This window comes from Piscinibacter sp. PDB1-1 (assembly GCF_056675995.1).
On sequence record NZ_JBWVZJ010000001.1, the window covers coordinates 1358285 to 1375217 of the forward strand.

17 protein-coding genes are annotated in these 16933 nt (G+C 66.3%); 15 read left to right on the forward strand and 2 right to left on the reverse strand.

Annotated features, from left to right (window positions below; all coding sequences use genetic code 11):
- Positions 1-202 precede the first annotated feature (202 nt).
- On the forward strand, positions 203-847 hold the full coding sequence (coq7, locus tag AC1KAR_RS06180) for a 2-polyprenyl-3-methyl-6-methoxy-1,4-benzoquinone monooxygenase (protein ID WP_480317783.1): 645 nt from the start codon (positions 203-205) through the stop codon (positions 845-847).
- A gap of 28 nt (positions 848-875) precedes the next feature.
- On the opposite strand, the gene AC1KAR_RS06185 is transcribed toward coq7, so the two are convergent.
- Positions 876-1298 carry an OsmC family protein gene (locus tag AC1KAR_RS06185; protein ID WP_480315580.1) on the reverse strand — a complete coding sequence of 141 codons (423 nt, stop codon included), beginning with the start codon at positions 1296-1298 and terminating at the stop codon, positions 876-878.
- A 307-nt stretch (positions 1299-1605) separates the two neighbouring features.
- Here AC1KAR_RS06185 and ilvA point away from each other — a divergent pair, with 307 nt between their 5' ends.
- On the forward strand, positions 1606-3180 hold the full coding sequence (gene ilvA, locus AC1KAR_RS06190) for a threonine ammonia-lyase, biosynthetic (protein WP_480315581.1): 1575 nt from the start codon (positions 1606-1608) through the stop codon (positions 3178-3180).
- Between the two features lie 64 nt (positions 3181-3244).
- Positions 3245-4309, forward strand: coding sequence for a nicotinate-nucleotide--dimethylbenzimidazole phosphoribosyltransferase (locus tag AC1KAR_RS06195; protein WP_480315582.1), 1065 nt, complete (start codon positions 3245-3247; stop codon positions 4307-4309).
- A gap of 4 nt (positions 4310-4313) precedes the next feature.
- Here the strand turns inward: AC1KAR_RS06195 and AC1KAR_RS06200 are convergent, their stop codons facing one another.
- A complete protein-coding gene (locus AC1KAR_RS06200) occupies positions 4314-4988 on the reverse strand; it encodes a type II secretion system protein N (protein ID WP_480315583.1) in 675 nt (224 codons plus the stop codon).
- Positions 4989-4991: 3 nt separating this feature from the next.
- On the opposite strand from AC1KAR_RS06200, the gene gspG reads away from it, so the two are divergent.
- The 12 genes from gspG (at position 4992) to AC1KAR_RS06260 (ending at position 16927) form a co-directional block, all read left to right on the forward strand.
- The gene (gene gspG, locus AC1KAR_RS06205; RefSeq protein WP_480315585.1) at positions 4992-5435 is read left to right on the forward strand and encodes a type II secretion system major pseudopilin GspG; all 444 of its coding nucleotides are present in this window, start codon (positions 4992-4994) and stop codon (positions 5433-5435) included.
- Positions 5436-5459: 24 nt separating this feature from the next.
- Positions 5460-5936, forward strand: a complete 477-nt coding sequence (locus AC1KAR_RS06210; RefSeq protein WP_480315587.1) for a pilus assembly FimT family protein — start codon at positions 5460-5462, stop codon at positions 5934-5936.
- Positions 5933-6292, forward strand: coding sequence for a type II secretion system minor pseudopilin GspI (gene gspI / locus AC1KAR_RS06215; protein WP_480315589.1), 360 nt, complete (start codon positions 5933-5935; stop codon positions 6290-6292). The genes AC1KAR_RS06210 and gspI overlap by 4 nt, the downstream gene beginning before the upstream one ends.
- 10 nt (positions 6293-6302) lie before the next feature.
- Entirely contained in the window at positions 6303-6947 is a 645-nt protein-coding gene (locus tag AC1KAR_RS06220) for a prepilin-type N-terminal cleavage/methylation domain-containing protein (protein ID WP_480315591.1), read from the forward strand.
- Positions 6947-7924 (forward strand): type II secretion system minor pseudopilin GspK, encoded by a 978-nt coding sequence (gene gspK / locus AC1KAR_RS06225; protein ID WP_480315593.1) that lies wholly within the window; start codon positions 6947-6949, stop codon positions 7922-7924. The genes AC1KAR_RS06220 and gspK overlap by 1 nt, the downstream gene beginning before the upstream one ends.
- Before the next feature lie 151 nt (positions 7925-8075).
- Entirely contained in the window at positions 8076-9278 is a 1203-nt protein-coding gene (gene gspL, locus AC1KAR_RS06230; protein ID WP_480315595.1) for a type II secretion system protein GspL, read from the forward strand.
- An 11-nt stretch (positions 9279-9289) separates the two neighbouring features.
- Positions 9290-9790: a type II secretion system protein GspM gene (gspM, locus tag AC1KAR_RS06235; protein WP_480315597.1), complete on the forward strand. Its 501-nt coding sequence runs from the start codon at positions 9290-9292 to the stop codon at positions 9788-9790.
- Positions 9787-10692 carry a type II secretion system protein N gene (gspN, locus tag AC1KAR_RS06240; protein WP_480315599.1) on the forward strand — a complete coding sequence of 302 codons (906 nt, stop codon included), beginning with the start codon at positions 9787-9789 and terminating at the stop codon, positions 10690-10692. The genes gspM and gspN overlap by 4 nt, the downstream gene beginning before the upstream one ends.
- A gap of 86 nt (positions 10693-10778) precedes the next feature.
- On the forward strand, positions 10779-13013 hold the full coding sequence (gene gspD, locus AC1KAR_RS06245; protein ID WP_480315601.1) for a type II secretion system secretin GspD: 2235 nt from the start codon (positions 10779-10781) through the stop codon (positions 13011-13013).
- Between the two features lie 13 nt (positions 13014-13026).
- Entirely contained in the window at positions 13027-14448 is a 1422-nt protein-coding gene (gspE, locus tag AC1KAR_RS06250; protein WP_480315603.1) for a type II secretion system ATPase GspE, read from the forward strand.
- Between the two features lie 92 nt (positions 14449-14540).
- Complete coding sequence (gspF, locus tag AC1KAR_RS06255; protein ID WP_480315605.1) at positions 14541-15758, forward strand: type II secretion system inner membrane protein GspF; 1218 nt, start codon at positions 14541-14543, stop codon at positions 15756-15758.
- Positions 15759-15925: 167 nt separating this feature from the next.
- The gene (locus tag AC1KAR_RS06260) at positions 15926-16927 is read left to right on the forward strand and encodes an AAA family ATPase (protein ID WP_480315607.1); all 1002 of its coding nucleotides are present in this window, start codon (positions 15926-15928) and stop codon (positions 16925-16927) included.
- The last annotated feature ends 6 nt before the right edge of the window (positions 16928-16933 follow it).

Here is a 16933-nt window from a genome sequence, read left to right on the forward strand (position 1 = left end):
CGCAAACTCCTCAGCGGAAGTTGGCGTATTGCACCAGAGGGCTCCGCGGGTTGCAAAGATTCGCGGCCTGTTTGACTGAGGTTTGTTGCGAGTCAACAACGAGGGAAAATGCCGTGCTCAGAGGCGAAATGCGCTGTGTACGCCCGTTCAAAACCCATCGCAGGCGACTCTTTTTGACTAGGGTAACCTCGGGGGCATGAACATGCCTCATGCGCGCGAACGCTCGGTTCTGGATGACTGGCTGGCGGCTGCCGACAATGCCCTGCGGACCGTCTTCGCCGCGAATTCGGCCTCGAGGCCGGCGCCTCGCGCGGGTGAACGTGAGCTTCCATTGAGCGCCGAAGAGACGCGGCTTTCAGGTGCATTGATGCGGGTGAATCACGTCGGCGAGGTCTGCGCGCAGGCGCTGTACAGCGCGCAATTGCTCGCCACGAGCAACCCAGACCTTCGCGAGAGCCTTGCGCGGGCGGCCAGAGAAGAGACGGATCACCTGGCATGGACGCAGGATCGCCTGCGCGCACTGAACTCCCGGCCCAGCCTTTTGAACCCGCTCTGGTACGCAGGTGCATTTGGTATTGGATGGGTGGCCGGCCGCATGGGCGACGAGGTCAGCCTGGGCTTGGTGGCAGAAACCGAAAGGCAGGTCGAACAGCACCTCGCGTCGCACCTCGATCGATTGCCGGCATCAGACGCCGAATCGCGCGCCATCGTGCAGCAGATGAAGGAAGACGAAGCCCGCCACGGCGCCCAGGCGCGCAAGGATGGCGCGCCCGAGTTGCCGGCGCCGGTTCGCCTGGCCATGCGGGCTGCAGCCAAGGTGATGACGACGACAGCGCACTACGTTTGATGCACCTCGCGGCGCCTCAACCCAGCACTTAGGCGTCGACCACCTCGAAGCTCGTCGTGATCTCGGCTGTCTTGCCCAGCATGAAGGTGGCTGAGCAGTATTTGTCGTGGGACATCTGCACGGCGCGCTCGACGGCCTGCTGGGGCACACCCTTGCCCGCGACGACGAAGTGCATGTGGATTTTCGTGAAGACCTTCGGATCGGTAGTCGCGCGCTCAGATGTCAGCTTCACCTGGCAGCCTTCGACGGCATGCCGACCGCGCTTCAGGATGAGCACCACATCGTAGGCCGCGCAGCCGCCGGTACCAGCGAGCACGGTCTCCATCGGCCGAGGAGCGAGATTGCGCCCACCACCGTCTGGCGCGCCATCCATTACCAACACATGACCGCTGCCGGTTTCGGCCATGAACGCCATCCCGCTTGCAGCCACCCAGTTGACCGTGCATTCCATCCTTGAACTCCAATTGCTGAAAACGTCACCAAGTTGGTGATTGTCGTGCTGCCGCCGCGAGTGCCTGTGCGCGGATGCTTATGCGGAAAAATATTGCGTCGCAGCATGGCATACCGATACAATTCGTGCACTGGCGTTCAAACGCGTTATTTGGCGCCAACCCTTTGTCTCCTCCACCTCCTCCATTGGTGGATTCAACCCAAGGCAGCAATGCCTTGGGTTTTTTTCTGCCCGGCACGCAAGGCGTGCTGCGCAAGCGCTGCCTTATGATCCGGCGCCCCGGACCCCACCAGCCTCAGGAAACGCCATGACTGCCCCCGCTCGCCGCCCGAAGTCACCCATCGGGAAGGGCCGCAGCAGCGACAAGTTGGGGCTGAGCGAGTACCTGCAGCGCATCCTTACCGCCCGCGTGTACGACGTGGCGATCGAGTCCCAGCTGGAGTTGGCGAAGAACCTCTCGACCCGACTCGGCAACCAGGTGTGGCTCAAGCGCGAAGACACGCAGCCCGTATTCAGCTTCAAGCTGCGGGGCGCGTACAACAAGATGGCCGGGCTCAGCGCCGAGCAGCTCAAGCGCGGTGTCATTTGCGCATCGGCGGGCAACCATGCTCAAGGGGTCGCGCTGGGGGCTCATCGCCTCGGGTGCAAGGCCTTGATCGTCATGCCGGTCACCACGCCAAAGCTGAAGATCGACGCCGTGCGGGCACTGGGTGGCGAGGTCGTCCTGCATGGCGAGAGTTACTCCGATGCTTACCTCCACGCGCTTGAGTTGGAGAAAAAGCGCGGCCTCTGTTTCGTGCATCCGTTTGACGACCCCGATGTCATCGCCGGCCAAGGCACCATCGCCGTGGAGATCCTGCGGCAGCATCAGGCGCCCATTGACGCCGTGTTCGTTGGTATCGGCGGCGGCGGCGTGATCTCGGGCGTGGCGGCCTACATCAAATCGGTTCGGCCCGAGATCAAGGTGATCGGCGTTCAAACGGCCGACTCCGACGCCATGGTGCGCTCGGTACGCGCCGGCAAGAGGGTGCAGCTCACCGATGTCGGGCTCTTCTCGGATGGCACGGCCGTCAAGCTGGTCGGCGAAGAGACATTTCGCCTGACTCGCGCACTGGTCGACGACTACGTGGTGGTAGACACCGACGCCGTCTGCGCCGCCATCAAGGACGTCTTCCAGGACACGCGCAGCATCCTCGAGCCGGCCGGTGCGCTGGGTGTCGCCGCGATCAAGCAGTACGTCGAAACGCACAAACTCAAGGACAAGACGCTGGTGGCAATCACCTCCGGCGCCAACATGAACTTCGACCGGCTGCGCTTCGTGGCTGAACGCGCCGAGGTTGGCGAAGAGCGCGAAGCCGTGTTCGCGGTGACCATCCCCGAGGAGCGCGGCAGCTTCCGGCGCTTTTGCGAACTGATCGGCCCGCGCGCCGTCACCGAATTCAACTACCGCATTTCGGACGAGAAGAAGGCGCATGTGTTCGTCGGCTTGGCGACGAGCAACCGCGGCGAATCCGAGAAGCTCACCCGCAGCTTCACGAAGCAAGGGTTCGCTACGGTCGATCTCACCCACGACGAACTGGCCAAGCAGCACCTGCGGCACATGGTGGGCGGGCGCAGCGAACTGGCGCGCGACGAGCGCTTGTACCGGTTCGTCTTTCCGGAGCGCCCCGGCGCATTGATGCAGTTCCTGTCCAGCATGCACCCGGGCTGGAACATCAGCCTGTTCCACTACCGCAACCAAGGTGCCGACTACGGCCGCATCCTGGTCGGAATCCAGGTGCCGCGCGGCGACAAGAAGGCGTTCAAGGCGTTCCTCGAAGGCTTGGCCTACCCGTGGATCGACGAAACGGACAATCCGGCGTACCAACTGTTTCTGCGCTGAGACTTCATCCGCGTGATGGCACGGTAAGCTGCGAACCCATCTTCCCGCCCTTCAGGCATTGCCGATGTCCGTCAGCCAATCGCTCATTGCGTCCACCGCCAACCCGCTCCTTGAGCGGGCGCTGCGCGACAAGCTGAAGCGACGCAGCGAAACCACCGGTCAGCTGGGGGAACTGGAGCCCCTCGCGATCCGCCTGGGGCTGATCCAGAACTCGCTCAAGCCGCGCTTTCGCTCCCCGCAGCTTGTCTTGTTCGCGTCGGACCACGGCCTCGCGGTCGACGGCATCGGGCCGCCGGGGCAGCCCTCGACCGAGCGGCTGGTGGACAGCCTCCTCGCGTCCAAGCTGCCGGTGTCGGTGTTTGCCCGGATCCAGGGGATGGAGCTGAGCGTGGTCGACTGCGGCGTATCGGAGGTGGTGGCGCCCCATCCCCGCCTGATGGCCCGCAAGATCGCACACGGTACTCGCAACGCCCGCGTCAGCATGGCCATGTCGCTGGATCAAGCCCATGCCGCGATCCGAGCAGGCATGGAGATCGCCGATTCGTTGCCCGGCAATCTGGTTGCCTGTGCCGGCATTGGGGTGGGCTCCCATGAGAGCGCTGCCCTGGTGATTGCGGCGCTGTCGGGCGAACTCGTGCAGAACCTCGTCGTCACACCCAACCTGTCGCCTGAGGAAGAAGGCCGCTTGCTGATGGTGCTTCAGGCAGCGCAAAGCCGCCACCGAGAGCTCAGCGACCCTGTCGAGGTGCTCGCTGCCTACGGCGGCTTCGAGATCGCCATGATGGTGGGGGTGATGCTGGTCGCCTCGAGCAAGCGCCGGCTCGTGATGGTTGACGGGTTGCCCGCGTGCGCCGCGCTGATCGTCGCTGCGCGCATCGCACCGCCCGTCACCGACTACTGCGTATTCAGCCGCAGCCACAGCCACCCAGGGCTGACGACCACATTGAGTCTGTTCAAGACTCAAGCTTTGGTCGAACTGGGCATGGAAAGCACAGACGGCACCGGTGCCACACTCGCACTGCCCTTGGTGCTGAGTTCCGCCGCCCTGCTCACCGAAGTGGCTGAAGGCGAGGACGCCGGCCCCTCACAACCCGCCGACATCGGACCGTCCGAATCAGCGAGCGGCTGAAGCCTCAGCGAGCTTGGTTCGGGTTGCCCACGCCGCCGCGGCGCTGGCGCGGGCCGGGCGGAGACGCCGGCGCGGCTTCAGGTGCCGCCTGCTGCATCTGCTGCTGAACGATCTGAGGGACTTGCGGCGGCGGGACCGGCACCACAGGTGCAGGCTGCGACGGGACGGTATCCATCGCCACACTGGGCAAGGAGCCGGTCGCCGGTGGCGGCAGCGCGGGAATCTCCAGGACGAAATTCGATCCGCTGCTCTCGGCCCCGATGGATGCGGTGCGAAGGCTCACGTCCTTCAAGAAGAGTTGGTCCTCGATTCGCGCACCCGCCGCAAAGGCGCGCGGGGGCTTTCCATCAATAGAGATCAATGCGATTCCGGGCGTCATGCCCTGCGGGCTCGGCTTGGCAGCCATGACACCGAGCAACTTGAAGCGGCTGCTGATCTCGGGCGCCAGCGCCACGGCCGTCACAGGCTCGGCACCAAGCAGGCGGGACAGGTCACCACGCAGTTGCGGGGCGTCCCCGACGACGATGGCATGGGCGGGCACCGGGGTCGGACGCACCAACAGGCGCATCCCCCAGAACACGGTGGCGGCGGCCACCAACGCCCAAATCACGAAAGCTGACAATCGCGCAATCATTGGACGATTATGATTCAACGCCCCATCCGTCAGCCATCCGTGCAAGTCATGAATCAAACATTCACTCAACGTCACGCTCCGCGCCTGGCCCGCGGCTTCACCCTGATCGAACTGATGGTGGTGCTCGTGATCATTGGCGTTCTCGCCGCCTTGATCGCGCCCAACGTGCTGGACCGTGCAGACGACGCACGCGTCACGGCGGCCCGTACCGACGTGAACAACCTCATGCAGGCGCTCAAGCTGTACAAGCTGGACAACCAGCGCTACCCGTCGAGTGAGCAAGGCCTGCAGGCGCTCGTGACCAAGCCGACGGCGGGTGCGATCCCTTCGAACTGGAAGTCTTACCTGCCCAAGCTCCAGAACGATCCGTGGGGCCACCCGTACCAGTACGCCAACCCGGGCGTCAAAGGCGAGATCGACGTCTACAGCTTCGGGGCCGATGGCCAACTCGGCGGCGAAGGCAAGGACGCCGAAATCGGCTCCTGGCAGTAAAGAACACGTCGAGCCATCCGGATCATGCAAGCCCGCCATGCGCGCCGCCGCCGCGCCGGTGGCTTCACATTGATCGAGTTGCTGGTGGTGATCACGCTGATCGCCATTGCATCCGCCATGATGACCCTGGCGATTCGCGATCCGGCCAGCACGCAGTTGGAGAACGAAGCCGCACGACTCGTCGCGTTGCTCGAATCCGCAAGGGCCGAGTCGCGATCATCGGGAATGATGGTGCGGTGGGAGCCGACCACAGCCGATGGCAAGTCGGAAGACAGCTTCCTGTTCACCGGCCTCACCAACGCCAAGGATTTCCCGATGCATTGGCTGGGCAGTGGCGTTTCGGCAGAGATCGTCGGAGCGCGAGCACTCATCCTCGGGCCCGAGCCGATGATCCCGCCGCAGCGCGTGGTGCTGCGCCTCGAAGACCAACGGCTGACCATCGCCACCGATGGCCTCAACCCGTTCGCTGTTCAAGACAGCGAGACGGTCGCCCAGCAATGACACGCGTCGCACGCGGCTTCACGCTGATCGAAGTGATGGTGGCGCTCGCCATCGTCGCGGTGGCGCTCGGTGCCGGTATCAAAGCGGCTGGAGCACTGACCGACAACGCCCAGCGCGTCACCGAAGTCACGTCGGCCCAGTGGTGCGCAGAGAACGAACTCACCGAGCGCAAGCTGACCAAGTTCTTCCAGGTGCCGACCGAGGTCGAGTTCAGCTGCGACCAGTTCGGGCTCAACTTCAAGGGGAAGCTGGTCACCAGCCGCACGCCGAACCCGAACTTCCTGCGTGCCGACGCCCAGGTCACCAACGAGGACGGCCGGCACATCCTCACGCTGTCGACCATCCTCGGGCGCTGACGAACGAATCATGCGCACCTCTCACCGCAACGAACTCTCGGGCTTCACGCTGATTGAAGTGCTGGTGGCCATGATGATCATGGCCACGCTGGCGATGATGGCCTGGCAAGGGGTGGATGGCATCGTTCGCACGCGTGCCGCCAGCCAGGCCAAACTTGAGCAGGTCTTGCGCGTGAACACCGTGCTGGCGCAGTTCCAGCAGGATCTCGAATCCGCGCAGGACAGCGGCGTGTTGCCCGACCTGCCGAGCTTCGACGGCATTGCGCTGCGCCTGACGCGCCGCACACCTGACGGCCTGCAGGTGGTGGTGTGGTCCTTGCGCGGCGGCACCTGGCTGCGCTGGGCAGGCCCGGCCGTCACCACCCGGCAGGCGCTGATCGACAACTGGATGAGCACGCAGCAGTTCATCGGCAATGAAGCGGGGCAGTTGCCCACCCTCACCGGCCTCAGCGAATGGCAGGCCTACTGCTACCGGGGCAACGCGTGGAGCAATTGCCAATCGAGCGCTGGCACCGCGGCGCAGGCGCCCGCACCGGGGGCAAGCGCCGTTGCAAACGCCGACCCGCTCAAGGCCGTGCGTGTGGTGCTGAGCTTCGCCGAGAACAGCGGCTACGCGGGCAGCGTCACGCGCGAGATCGCGCTGGGGCCGCAATGATGGTGGCCTCTTCGAACGCCCGCCAACGCCAACGCGGCGCCGCGCTGCTGCTGGCGATGATCATCGTCACCTTGATCACGACGCTGGCGGTGTCCATGGTCTGGCAGCAGTGGCGCGCAGTGCAGGTTGAGATCGCAGAGCGCTCGCGGGCTCAGTCGAGCTGGCTGCTGTCCGGCGCGCTCGATTGGGTCGGCCTGATTCTGAAAGAGGACGCTCGCCCCACCTCGCAAGGCACGCACCTGTTCGACCACCTGGGTGAGCCATGGGCGGTGCCCCTGGCGGAGGCCCGCCTGTCGACCTTCCTGGCCGCGGACAAGCAGAACACCGACGACGCGCCGGATGCCTTCCTCTCGGGCAACGTCACCGATGCGCAAGCGCGTTTCAATCTGCGCAACCTCATCGATCCGTCCACGGGCAAGGTATCCGAGGCCGACGTCGAGATCCTGCGCCAGCTCTGCACCAACATCAATGTGTCGCCCAGCGTGGCCGACGTGCTGGTCGCCGGACTGAAGGCCTCGAACATTCCGTCTGGCGGCACAGGCAGCAGTGGCGACGGCCCGATCGCTCCCAAGCGCATCGACCAGCTCAAGTGGCTGGGGATCGACCCCCAGGCCCTGCAGCGCCTGACGCCATACATCGTGATGCTGCCCGAGCGGACGACGATCAACGTGAACACCGCCAGTCGGGAGGTGATCGCTGCCGCCATCAAGGGCCTCAATGTGGGGGATGCCGAACGGCTGGTCCAGTACCGCCAACGCACGCCTTTCAAGAAGCCGGCGGACGTCCAGGCTCAGCTTTCCGGCACGCCGGCCGATGCCCTCGGGGGTGTGGACGTGCGCTCCGACTATTTCGAAGTGCGCGGCCGCTTACGTCTTGAAGACCGAGTTGTCGAGCAGCGTTCCATCGTCCACCGCAGCCAGCGCCTGATCGAGGTGCTGAGCGTCGAGCGCATCAACTCGACCGACGCCGGCAGCTGAGCCCCAACTCGCAAGGCGTTGCAACAAGCACTACAAGAACAAGCCGCAAGCTGTTGATTCGGGTAGTTTTGGACGGTCGTGCGCTTACATTTCCGCTACCCTCACGCGCTGTATGAGCACGCTTGTCGTTCAAATCCCTCCCCGCCCTCGCTTGCAGGCCCGCGATGCCGGCCCTTCTGCGCCCGAAGGCACCGAATACAGCTACGCGCTGAGTCCTGACGGCCTGGCCATGGCCGCGCAGGGGCGCTGCGCCGTAGCCCTGCTGCCCAAAGCCACCACGGCCGTGGCCGTGCTCGCCGACTCCGACGTCAGCTGGCACCGGATCACCCTGCCCAAAGCGCCCGCGGCACGCATGCCTGCGGCCCTGGTCGGGGTGCTCGAAGAGGCACTGCTCGAAGAAGCCAGCACCGTCCACATCGCGGTGGCTCCGAACGCGGTCGCCGGCCAGTCGACCTGGGTTGCCGTGGTCGACCGCGCGTGGCTGACGGGCGAACTCTCCTTGCTCGAAAAGTCCAACGTGTTCATCGACCGCGTGGTCCCGACCTCGTGGCCGGACGAGCCGCCGACCGGGCATTTCGCCGAGTTGGGCGATCCATCCCAGGGCGCGACGCTCACCTGGGCCCACACCGACGGCGTGGCGCAGGTCAACCTGCAGGGCTCCCTGACGCGCGCCCTCTTGCCCAACCCGCTGCCCGAAGGCGCGCGCTGGAGCGCCACCTCGGCGACCGCCGCAGCCGCCGAGCGCTGGCTTGGCGCACCGGTCACGGTGATGGATTGGCCGCAGCGCGCGCTGATGGCGTCGCGATCGCTGTGGAATCTGCGCCAGTTCACCCTGGCCCGCAAGAACCGAGGCACCCGCGCGCTGCGAGACGTATGGCGCCAGTTCCTGACACCCGCGTGGAAGCCCATGCGCTACGGGCTCGTCGCCTTGATCGCCGTTCAGCTCGTCGGCCTCAACCTGTGGGCTGCACACCAGCGTCACACGGTGGAAAGCAAACGCAAGGCGATGGTCGCCCTGCTGCAGGCCGCTCACCCGCAAGTTCGTGGCGTGCTGGACGCGCCCCTCCAGATGCAACGTGAAACCGACACCCTGCGCGCCGCCGCCGGCAAACCAGGGGACACCGACCTCGAACCCATGCTCCTCGCCGCCGCAGGCGCCTGGCCAGGCGATCGTCCACCGGTCGACAACCTGCGCTACGAACCTGGGAAGCTCTCGCTCTCGGCGCCGGGCTGGGACCCGCAACAGGTCGAGCAATTCCGCAATCAGCTGCGCCCCAGTGGCTGGCGCGTCGAAGCGGTCAACGGCAACGTCGTCGTGACGCGCATGCCGGCTGACGCGGGGCGTTCACTGTGAGCGCGCGCGGCATGCCCTTGCCGGCCTCCGTCAAGGCGATGACCACCGAGGCACGCCAACGCTGGGCAGCTTTGCCGGCGCGCGAGCGCTCGGGCCTGACGATTGCAGCTGTCGCCCTGGGTATCCTGCTGGTGTGGTGGATCGGCGTCGCACCGGCGCTGCGAGCGCTGCGCGAGACACCGACGCAGATCAATGCCCTCGACCTGCAACTGCAATCGATGCAGCGCCTGGCCGCCGAGTCGCGCGAGTTGCGCGGCGCCGCGCCCGTGCCCGCAACCCTGGCCGTCGCTGCGCTCAAGTCGGCCACCGAGCGGCTGGGAGACAAGGGCCGCATCGCGGTTCAGAACGATCGCGCCACGCTCACGCTCAGCGGCGTCACCGGCGAAACGCTGCGTGCCTGGTTGACCGAAGCGCGTAGCGGCGCTCGCGCGCGACCCGTCGAAGCGCAACTCACGCGGGGCCCCGAGGGCTACTCCGGCACCGTGGTGCTCACCTTCGGGGGGGCGCAATGATGGCCGTGGTTCGCAAACCCTCGCGTCGTGTCGGCCTGCGCAAGCGGTTCGCATCGAGCGCCGTGCCATCGCAATGGCAGGAGTCGTCGTACGCCGAGAAGGCGTGGGAGCAACAGCGCAGCGCCGCCTCCAAATGGGCGATCGCCGGCGCCGTGCTCGGCTTGGTCGTGAGCCTCGTTGTCTTCGCGCCCGCCACCTGGCTGGCGGGTGCCGTGTCGAGCGCCACCGGCGAGCGCGTGCAGTTGGCCGATGCCCGCGGCTCCGTGTGGTCGGGCAGCGCGGTGGCCGTGCTCACCGGAGGCCCCGGCAGCCGCGACGCGAGTTCTCTGCCCGGTCGACTCGAATGGGAACTGGGGCTCAAGGGCCTCGCACTCGATCTGCGCCTGAAGCACGCCTGCTGCCTGAACGACACCGTCAACCTGCTCATCAGGCCCGGGCTGGGGCGCATCTCGGCCACGCTGGCACCCAAACCCAATTGGGTCGGCCAATGGCCGGGGGCGTTGCTCGGCGGCTTGGGCACGCCCTGGAACACCTTGCAGCTCGGCGGGTCGCTTCGACTGTCGTCCCCCGGCATCCGCATGGAATGGGTGCAGGGCCGGTGGCTGATCGACGGCCAAGCCGACATCGACATGCTGCAGGCATCGTCCCGCGTCTCGACGCTCGAGCCGCTCGGCAGCTACCGATTCACGCTCGTGGGCACCGCCGGGGCGCCCACGCAGTTGCGCCTCACCACGCTGGAAGGCGCATTGCAGCTCTCGGGTGAAGGCAGCGCGGGCGCCAACGGCGTGCGCTTCCGAGGCGAAGCCCGCGCGGCCACCGAGGCAGACGAGGCCGCACTGAACAACCTGCTCAACATCATTGGGCGGCGCAGAGGCGCCGTGTCTGTCATTTCGATCGGATAAGAAGTATGAAAACGCGCGCTCCTCTCCGCCCCCGCTTCTTGTTGTGCTCACCGCGCCGGCCGCTCACCGCCGCACTCACCGCGACCATGCTGGCCACCTCTCTCGCACCGATGCCGATCGCCATGGCGCAGCAGCCGAAAGAATCCCGCTTCAAGGGTGAGCCGGTCACGCTGAACTTCGTCAATGCCGAGATCGAAGGCGTGTCGCGCGCGATGGGCGCGATCCTCAAGCAACAGTTCGTGGTCGACCCGCGCGTCAAGGGCACGATCACGCTCTACAGCGAAGACCCGATGGCGCCGCGCGAGGCCTACCTTAACTTCCTGGCGGCGCTGCGCGGGCTGGGCTTCACGGTGGTGGAGTCGGGCGGCCTGTTCAAGGTGGTTCCCGAAGCAGACGCCAAGTTGCAATCGAGCACGGTCTCGGTGGGCGCGGTCTCGCGCCAGGGCGACCAGGTGCTGACCCAGATCTACAAGCTCAGCCACGAGAACGCCAACAACCTGGTGCCGGTGCTGCGCCCCCTCATCAGCCCCAACAACACGATCAACGCGAACCCCGGCAACAACACGCTGGTCGTCACCGACTACGCCGACAACCTCGCGCGCATCAGCAAGATCATCGCGGCGATGGACACACCAAGCGCGGGCGACGTCGAGATCATCCCGCTCAAGTACGCCGTGGCCGCGGACGTTGCCACCATGGTGCAACGCCTCAGCGATGGCGGCGGTGGTGGCGGCGTGGCCCTGCCGCAGGGCGCGCCCGGCGCCGGTGGCACCTCGTCGGTGATGGTCGATCCGCGCAGCAACGCGCTGATCGTGCGTGCATCGACGCCAGCGCGCATGGTGAGCATCAAGAGCATCGTCGCCAAGCTCGACCAGCCGACCCAGGGCAGCAACCCCATGGGCAACATCTACGTGGTCTATCTGAAGAACGCAGATGCGACCAAGCTGGCCACCGTGCTGCGTGCGGCCTACGCGGCCGGTGTACCGAATGGAAGCGCCGGCGGCATGTCGTCGGTGGGCAGCACCAGCAGCTCGCCTTCGGCCACCCAGAACACAGCGAACAACCAGCAAACCAGCGCCACCGGTGCCTCGCCGCAGGCGACCGCACCGGTTTCGCAATCAGCGGGCCCGTCGACCGGGGGCTTCATCCAGGCTGACCCGTCGTCCAACTCCCTGATCATCACCGCGCCCGAGCCGGTCTATCGCCAGTTGCGCGCCGTCATCGACCAGCTCGACTCGCGCCGCGCGCAGGTCTACATCGAGTCGATGATCGTGAAGGTCGACGCCAACAAGATCGTCGACATCGGCATCCAGTGGCAAGGCGCGTCGGGCCAGCCGGGTGACTCCCGAATCGTGGCAGGCGGCACCAACTACGGCCAGCCGAACATCATCACGTCCACGGCGGCCATCAACAGCGGCACCAACAACATCATTGCCGCGGCCGCGGCGGTCCCGGCGGGCTTCAATATCGGCCTGTTGAAGAAGATCGGCGACCTCTACAACATCGGAGCCTTGGCGCGATTCCTCGAAACGTACGCCGACGGCAACGTGCTCTCCACGCCAAACCTGATCACGCTGGACAACGAAGAGGCCAAGATCGTGATCGGCCAGAACGTGCCGTTCATCACCGGTTCGTACACCAACACGGGTGCGGCCACGGGCGCGACCAACCCCTTCCAGACCATCGAGCGCAAGGACGTGGGCCTGACGCTGCGCGTCAAGCCGCAGATCGGCGAAGGCGGCACGGTGCGCATGACGATCTATCAGGAGAACTCCACGGTCGATCCGTCGTCCAAGAACTCGCCGCAAGGCCTCACCACCGACAAGAGCTCGATCGAGACCACCGTGGTGGTCGACAACGGCCAGTTCATGGTGCTGGGCGGCCTGATGAAAGATGAATACGGCGGATCCGTGAGCAAGGTGCCCTGGCTGGGCGACCTGCCGCTGGTGGGTGCGCTGTTCCGCAGCGACAACCGCAATCGCGTGAAGAGCAACCTGATGGTGTTCCTGCGGCCGGTCGTTCTGCGCGACCAGGCCGAAGCGAACAGCATCACGATGGACCGCTACGACATCATCCGCGCCGAGCAGATGAACCGCGGCCAGCCGAGCGGCAACATCCTGATGCCGATCCGCGAGGCACCGGTGATCGCGCCGCGCCCGGTGCCCCCGGGCATGCCGGCGACGGGTGAGGTACCCGGCGCTTCGTCGGCACCACCCCCGAGCGAGCCAGTGCCCGCGCCGACCCCGGCCCCGGCGATGCCTGTGGCGCCCGCCCCTGCGCCGGTCCCGGCCCCCACGCCGGCACCCGCACCCGCGAACTGATCATCAAGACACCATGGGCTCACGTCACCCCCTGCCCTACGCCTATGCCAAGGCGCACAGCATGCTGCTCGAGGACGACGGCGAGCGGCTCGTGCTGTGGGCGCCCGAGACCGTCGCCTTCCCCGCACTGAGCGAGGTGCTGCGGCTGTACCGCATCGACGCGCTGGAGCGCGAGTCTGCAAGCTCCATCGGCAACCGCATCGCCGCGGCTTACGCCGGTGGCGAGTCGAGCGCGGCCACCGTGATCGGCGAGGTCGAGAGCAAGGTCGACCTGAGCCGCATGATGCAGGACCTGCCGGCGGTCGAAGACCTGCTCGAAGCCGCCAACGACGCGCCCATCATCCGCATGCTCAACGCCCTGCTCACGCAGGCCGCGAAGGATGGCGCGAGCGACATCCACATCGAGCCCTACGAGCGTTCGAGCTCGGTGCGCTTTCGCGTGGACGGCACGCTGCGCGAGGTGGTGCAGCCGAACAAGGCCTTGCACGCGGCGCTGATCTCGCGCCTGAAGATCATGGCCGAGCTCGACATCTCCGAGAAGCGCCTGCCACAAGACGGCCGCATCTCGCTGCGCATCGGCGGCCGTGCGGTCGACGTGCGGGTGTCCACGCTGGCGTCGTCGCACGGCGAACGTGCGGTGCTTCGTTTGCTCGACAAGGGCGAGACCAAGTTCACGCTCGAAGGCCTGGGCATGGGCGGCGACACGCTGAAGAATTTCGACAAGCTCGTGCAGCAGCCGCACGGCATCGTGCTCGTCACCGGCCCCACCGGCTCGGGCAAGACGACCACGCTCTACGCCTCGCTCGGCCGCATCGACACCAGTACGACCAACGTGCTCACGGTCGAAGACCCGGTCGAGTACGAACTCACCGGCATCGGGCAGACGCAGGTCAATTCGAAGATCGACCTCACGTTCGCGAAGGCGCTGCGCGCGATCCTGCGGCAAGACCCGGACGTGATCATGATCGGTGAAATCCGCGACTACGAAACGGCGCAGATCGCGGTGCAGGCCTCGCTGACCGGCCACTTGGTGCTGGCCACGCTGCACACCAACGACGCACCTAGCGCGGTCACCCGGCTGACCGACATGGGCATCGAGCCCTTCCTGTTGTCGTCGTCGCTGCTCGGCGTGCTCGCGCAACGCCTCGTGCGCAAGCTGTGCCCGCACTGCAAGAAGCAGGATGCCCGCGGCCGCTGGCACCCGGTCGGTTGCAGCGAGTGCGGCCAGAGCGGGTACAAGGGCCGAACCGGCGTCTACGAACTGATGGTGGCCGACGAAAAGGTTCGCAGCCTGATCCATGCCCGCGCCGCCGAATCGCAGATCTTCGTGGCGGCTGAAGCCAACGGCATGCGCTCGATGCGTGACGACGGTGCGCGCCTGGTCGAAGAGGGCGTCACCTCGGCCGAAGAAGTGATGCGCGTCACGCGCGAATGATGACCACCCCCTCGCCCGGCCTTTCGCTCCCTTGCTGCACCCCGTGGGCGCGCAGCCGGGCCTGGGCCAGCCGGGCGCCCGCCTGAGCCACCATGCCCGCATACAAGTTCGAAGCGCTCAACGCCGCCGGCAAGACGACCACCGGCTTGCTCGAAGCCGACAACCTGAAGGCTGCGCGCGCGCAATTGCGCGCGCAGGCCCTGGTGCCGCTGGACGTGACCCAGGTGGCCTCCGCAGGCACGCAGAAAGTGGGCGGCCTGCAGCTCACGCGCCGCGTCTTCTCGTCGACCAGCCTCGCCGTGTGGACACGCCAGCTTGCCGGTCTGGTCGGCTCGGGTCTGCCGCTCGAACGCGCGCTCACGGCGCTGAGCGATGAAGCCGAAGACCCGCGCCAGCGCGAACTCGTCGCTCACCTGCGCAGCGAGGTCAACGCCGGTTCGCCCTTCGCCCGCGCGCTGGCGAGCGCCCCGCGCGAGTTCGACGACGTCTACCGCGCCGTGGTCGCGGCCGGCGAGCAAAGCGGCGCGCTCGGCACCGTGCTCGAACGCCTGGCCGACGACCTGGAAGAACGCCAGGCCCTGCAGGCCAAGCTGATTGGCGCCACGCTCTACCCGGCCATCGTGTCGCTGATCGCGGTCGTGATCGTGATCTTTCTCGTCACCTACGTGGTGCCGCAGGTCGCGTCGGTGTTCACCAACTCCAAGCGTGCATTGCCCGGGTTGACGGTGGCGATGCTGGCGATCAGCGCCTTCATCCGCAACTACGGGTGGCTGATGCTCATTGCGCTGATTGCAGGTGGCGTGGGCCTGAAGCTCGCGCTGCGCAACGAAGCATTTCGCGAGCAATTCGACGCCAGCCTGCTCACGCTGCCGCTGCTGGGCAAGCTCGCGCGCGGCTACAACGCGGCGCGCTTTTCCGGCACGCTGGCCATGCTGGCCGGTGCCGGCGTGCCGATCCTGAAGGCGTTGCAGGCCGCGGCCGAGACGCTCTCCAACCGCGCGATGCGCGCCGACGCCATGGATGCCCTGGTTCAGGTGCGCGAAGGCGCCCCACTTGCCTCGGCCCTGGCCGGCAAGAAGCGCTTCCCTGGCCTGCTCTCGATGTTCGCCCGCCTGGGTGAACAGACCGGCCAGTTGCCGCAGATGCTGGATCGCGCTGCCAAGCAGACCGGCACCGAGGTGCAGCGCCGCGCGATGGCCATGGCCACCATCCTGGAGCCGCTGCTGATCGTGGCCATGGGCGGCATCGTCATGTTGATCGTGCTCGCCGTGCTCCTGCCCATCATCCAGCTCAACGCATTCGTGAAGTAGTGGCCCAGGCCGCCGCCGCGGCCTTCGGAGCGCATCGAGATGTTCACCACGCGTGGGTGGCATATCTCGTGCATGGGAACAGGTGCGTATTTCGGGTTGTTATCGATGGCTTCGCCAGCCCCGGGTTTGCTTCAATGATCCCGAGGCTTGCGTTTTCAGGAGGTCACATGAGCGCATCCAAGGACCTGGTCACGGTGTCTGCACGGGGTGGAAGCATCCCGATCGCGCGCATGCGCAGCCTCTACCGGATCGACGAGGTCGGCCGCAAGCTCGACAAGCTCCCCGGCAAGGAACACGAAGGCCTGCGCTCCACCTACGAGCGCATGCTCGAGAAGGGACCCGAGCGCTTCCAGGTCAAGCCCTCCGGCCTGCCGGCGATGGATCACCTCTACGACGACCTGCCCAACTTCGCTGACGTACTCGACGACGTGAAGCGGCAGATCGCCCTGTGCGAAGACAGCCGCGATGCGCTGGAGATCACGCCCCTCCTGCTGCTCGGACCGCCCGGCGTGGGCAAGACGCATTTCGCGCGCGAGCTGTCGCAACTGCTGGGCACCGGCATGGGCTTCATCTCGATGAGCTCACTCACCGCGGGCTGGGTGCTCTCGGGCGCCTCCAGCCAATGGAAGGGCGCGCGGCCCGGCAAGGTGTTCGAGACGCTGGTCGATGGCCAGTACGCCAACCCCGTGCTTGTGGTCGACGAGATCGACAAGGCAGGCGGCGAGCACGCTTACGACCCGCTGGGCGCGCTGTACAGCCTGCTCGAACACGACACCGCGGGAAGCTTTACCGACGAGTTTGCCGAAGTGCCGATCGATGCGAGCCAGGTGATCTGGGTCGCCACGGCAAACGATGGCCGCAGCATCCCCGAGCCCATCCTGAACCGAATGAACGTGTACGAGGTGCAGGCACCCGACCGCGACGCGGCGCGCCACATCGCCGCCAAGCTGTACCGCAGCATCCGCGCCGACCACGACTGGGGTAAGCGCTTCGAACCCGAACCTGTCAGCGACGTGCTCGACCGCATGAGCGAGATGGCTCCGCGCGAGATGCGGCGCGCGTGGATGACGGCCTTCGGCAACGCCAAGCTCGCGCGCCGCGACCGAGTCGAAGTGAGCGACCTGCCCGATGCCGGATTCAAACGATCCAGCATCGGCTTCGTGCAGTAGCAGGCA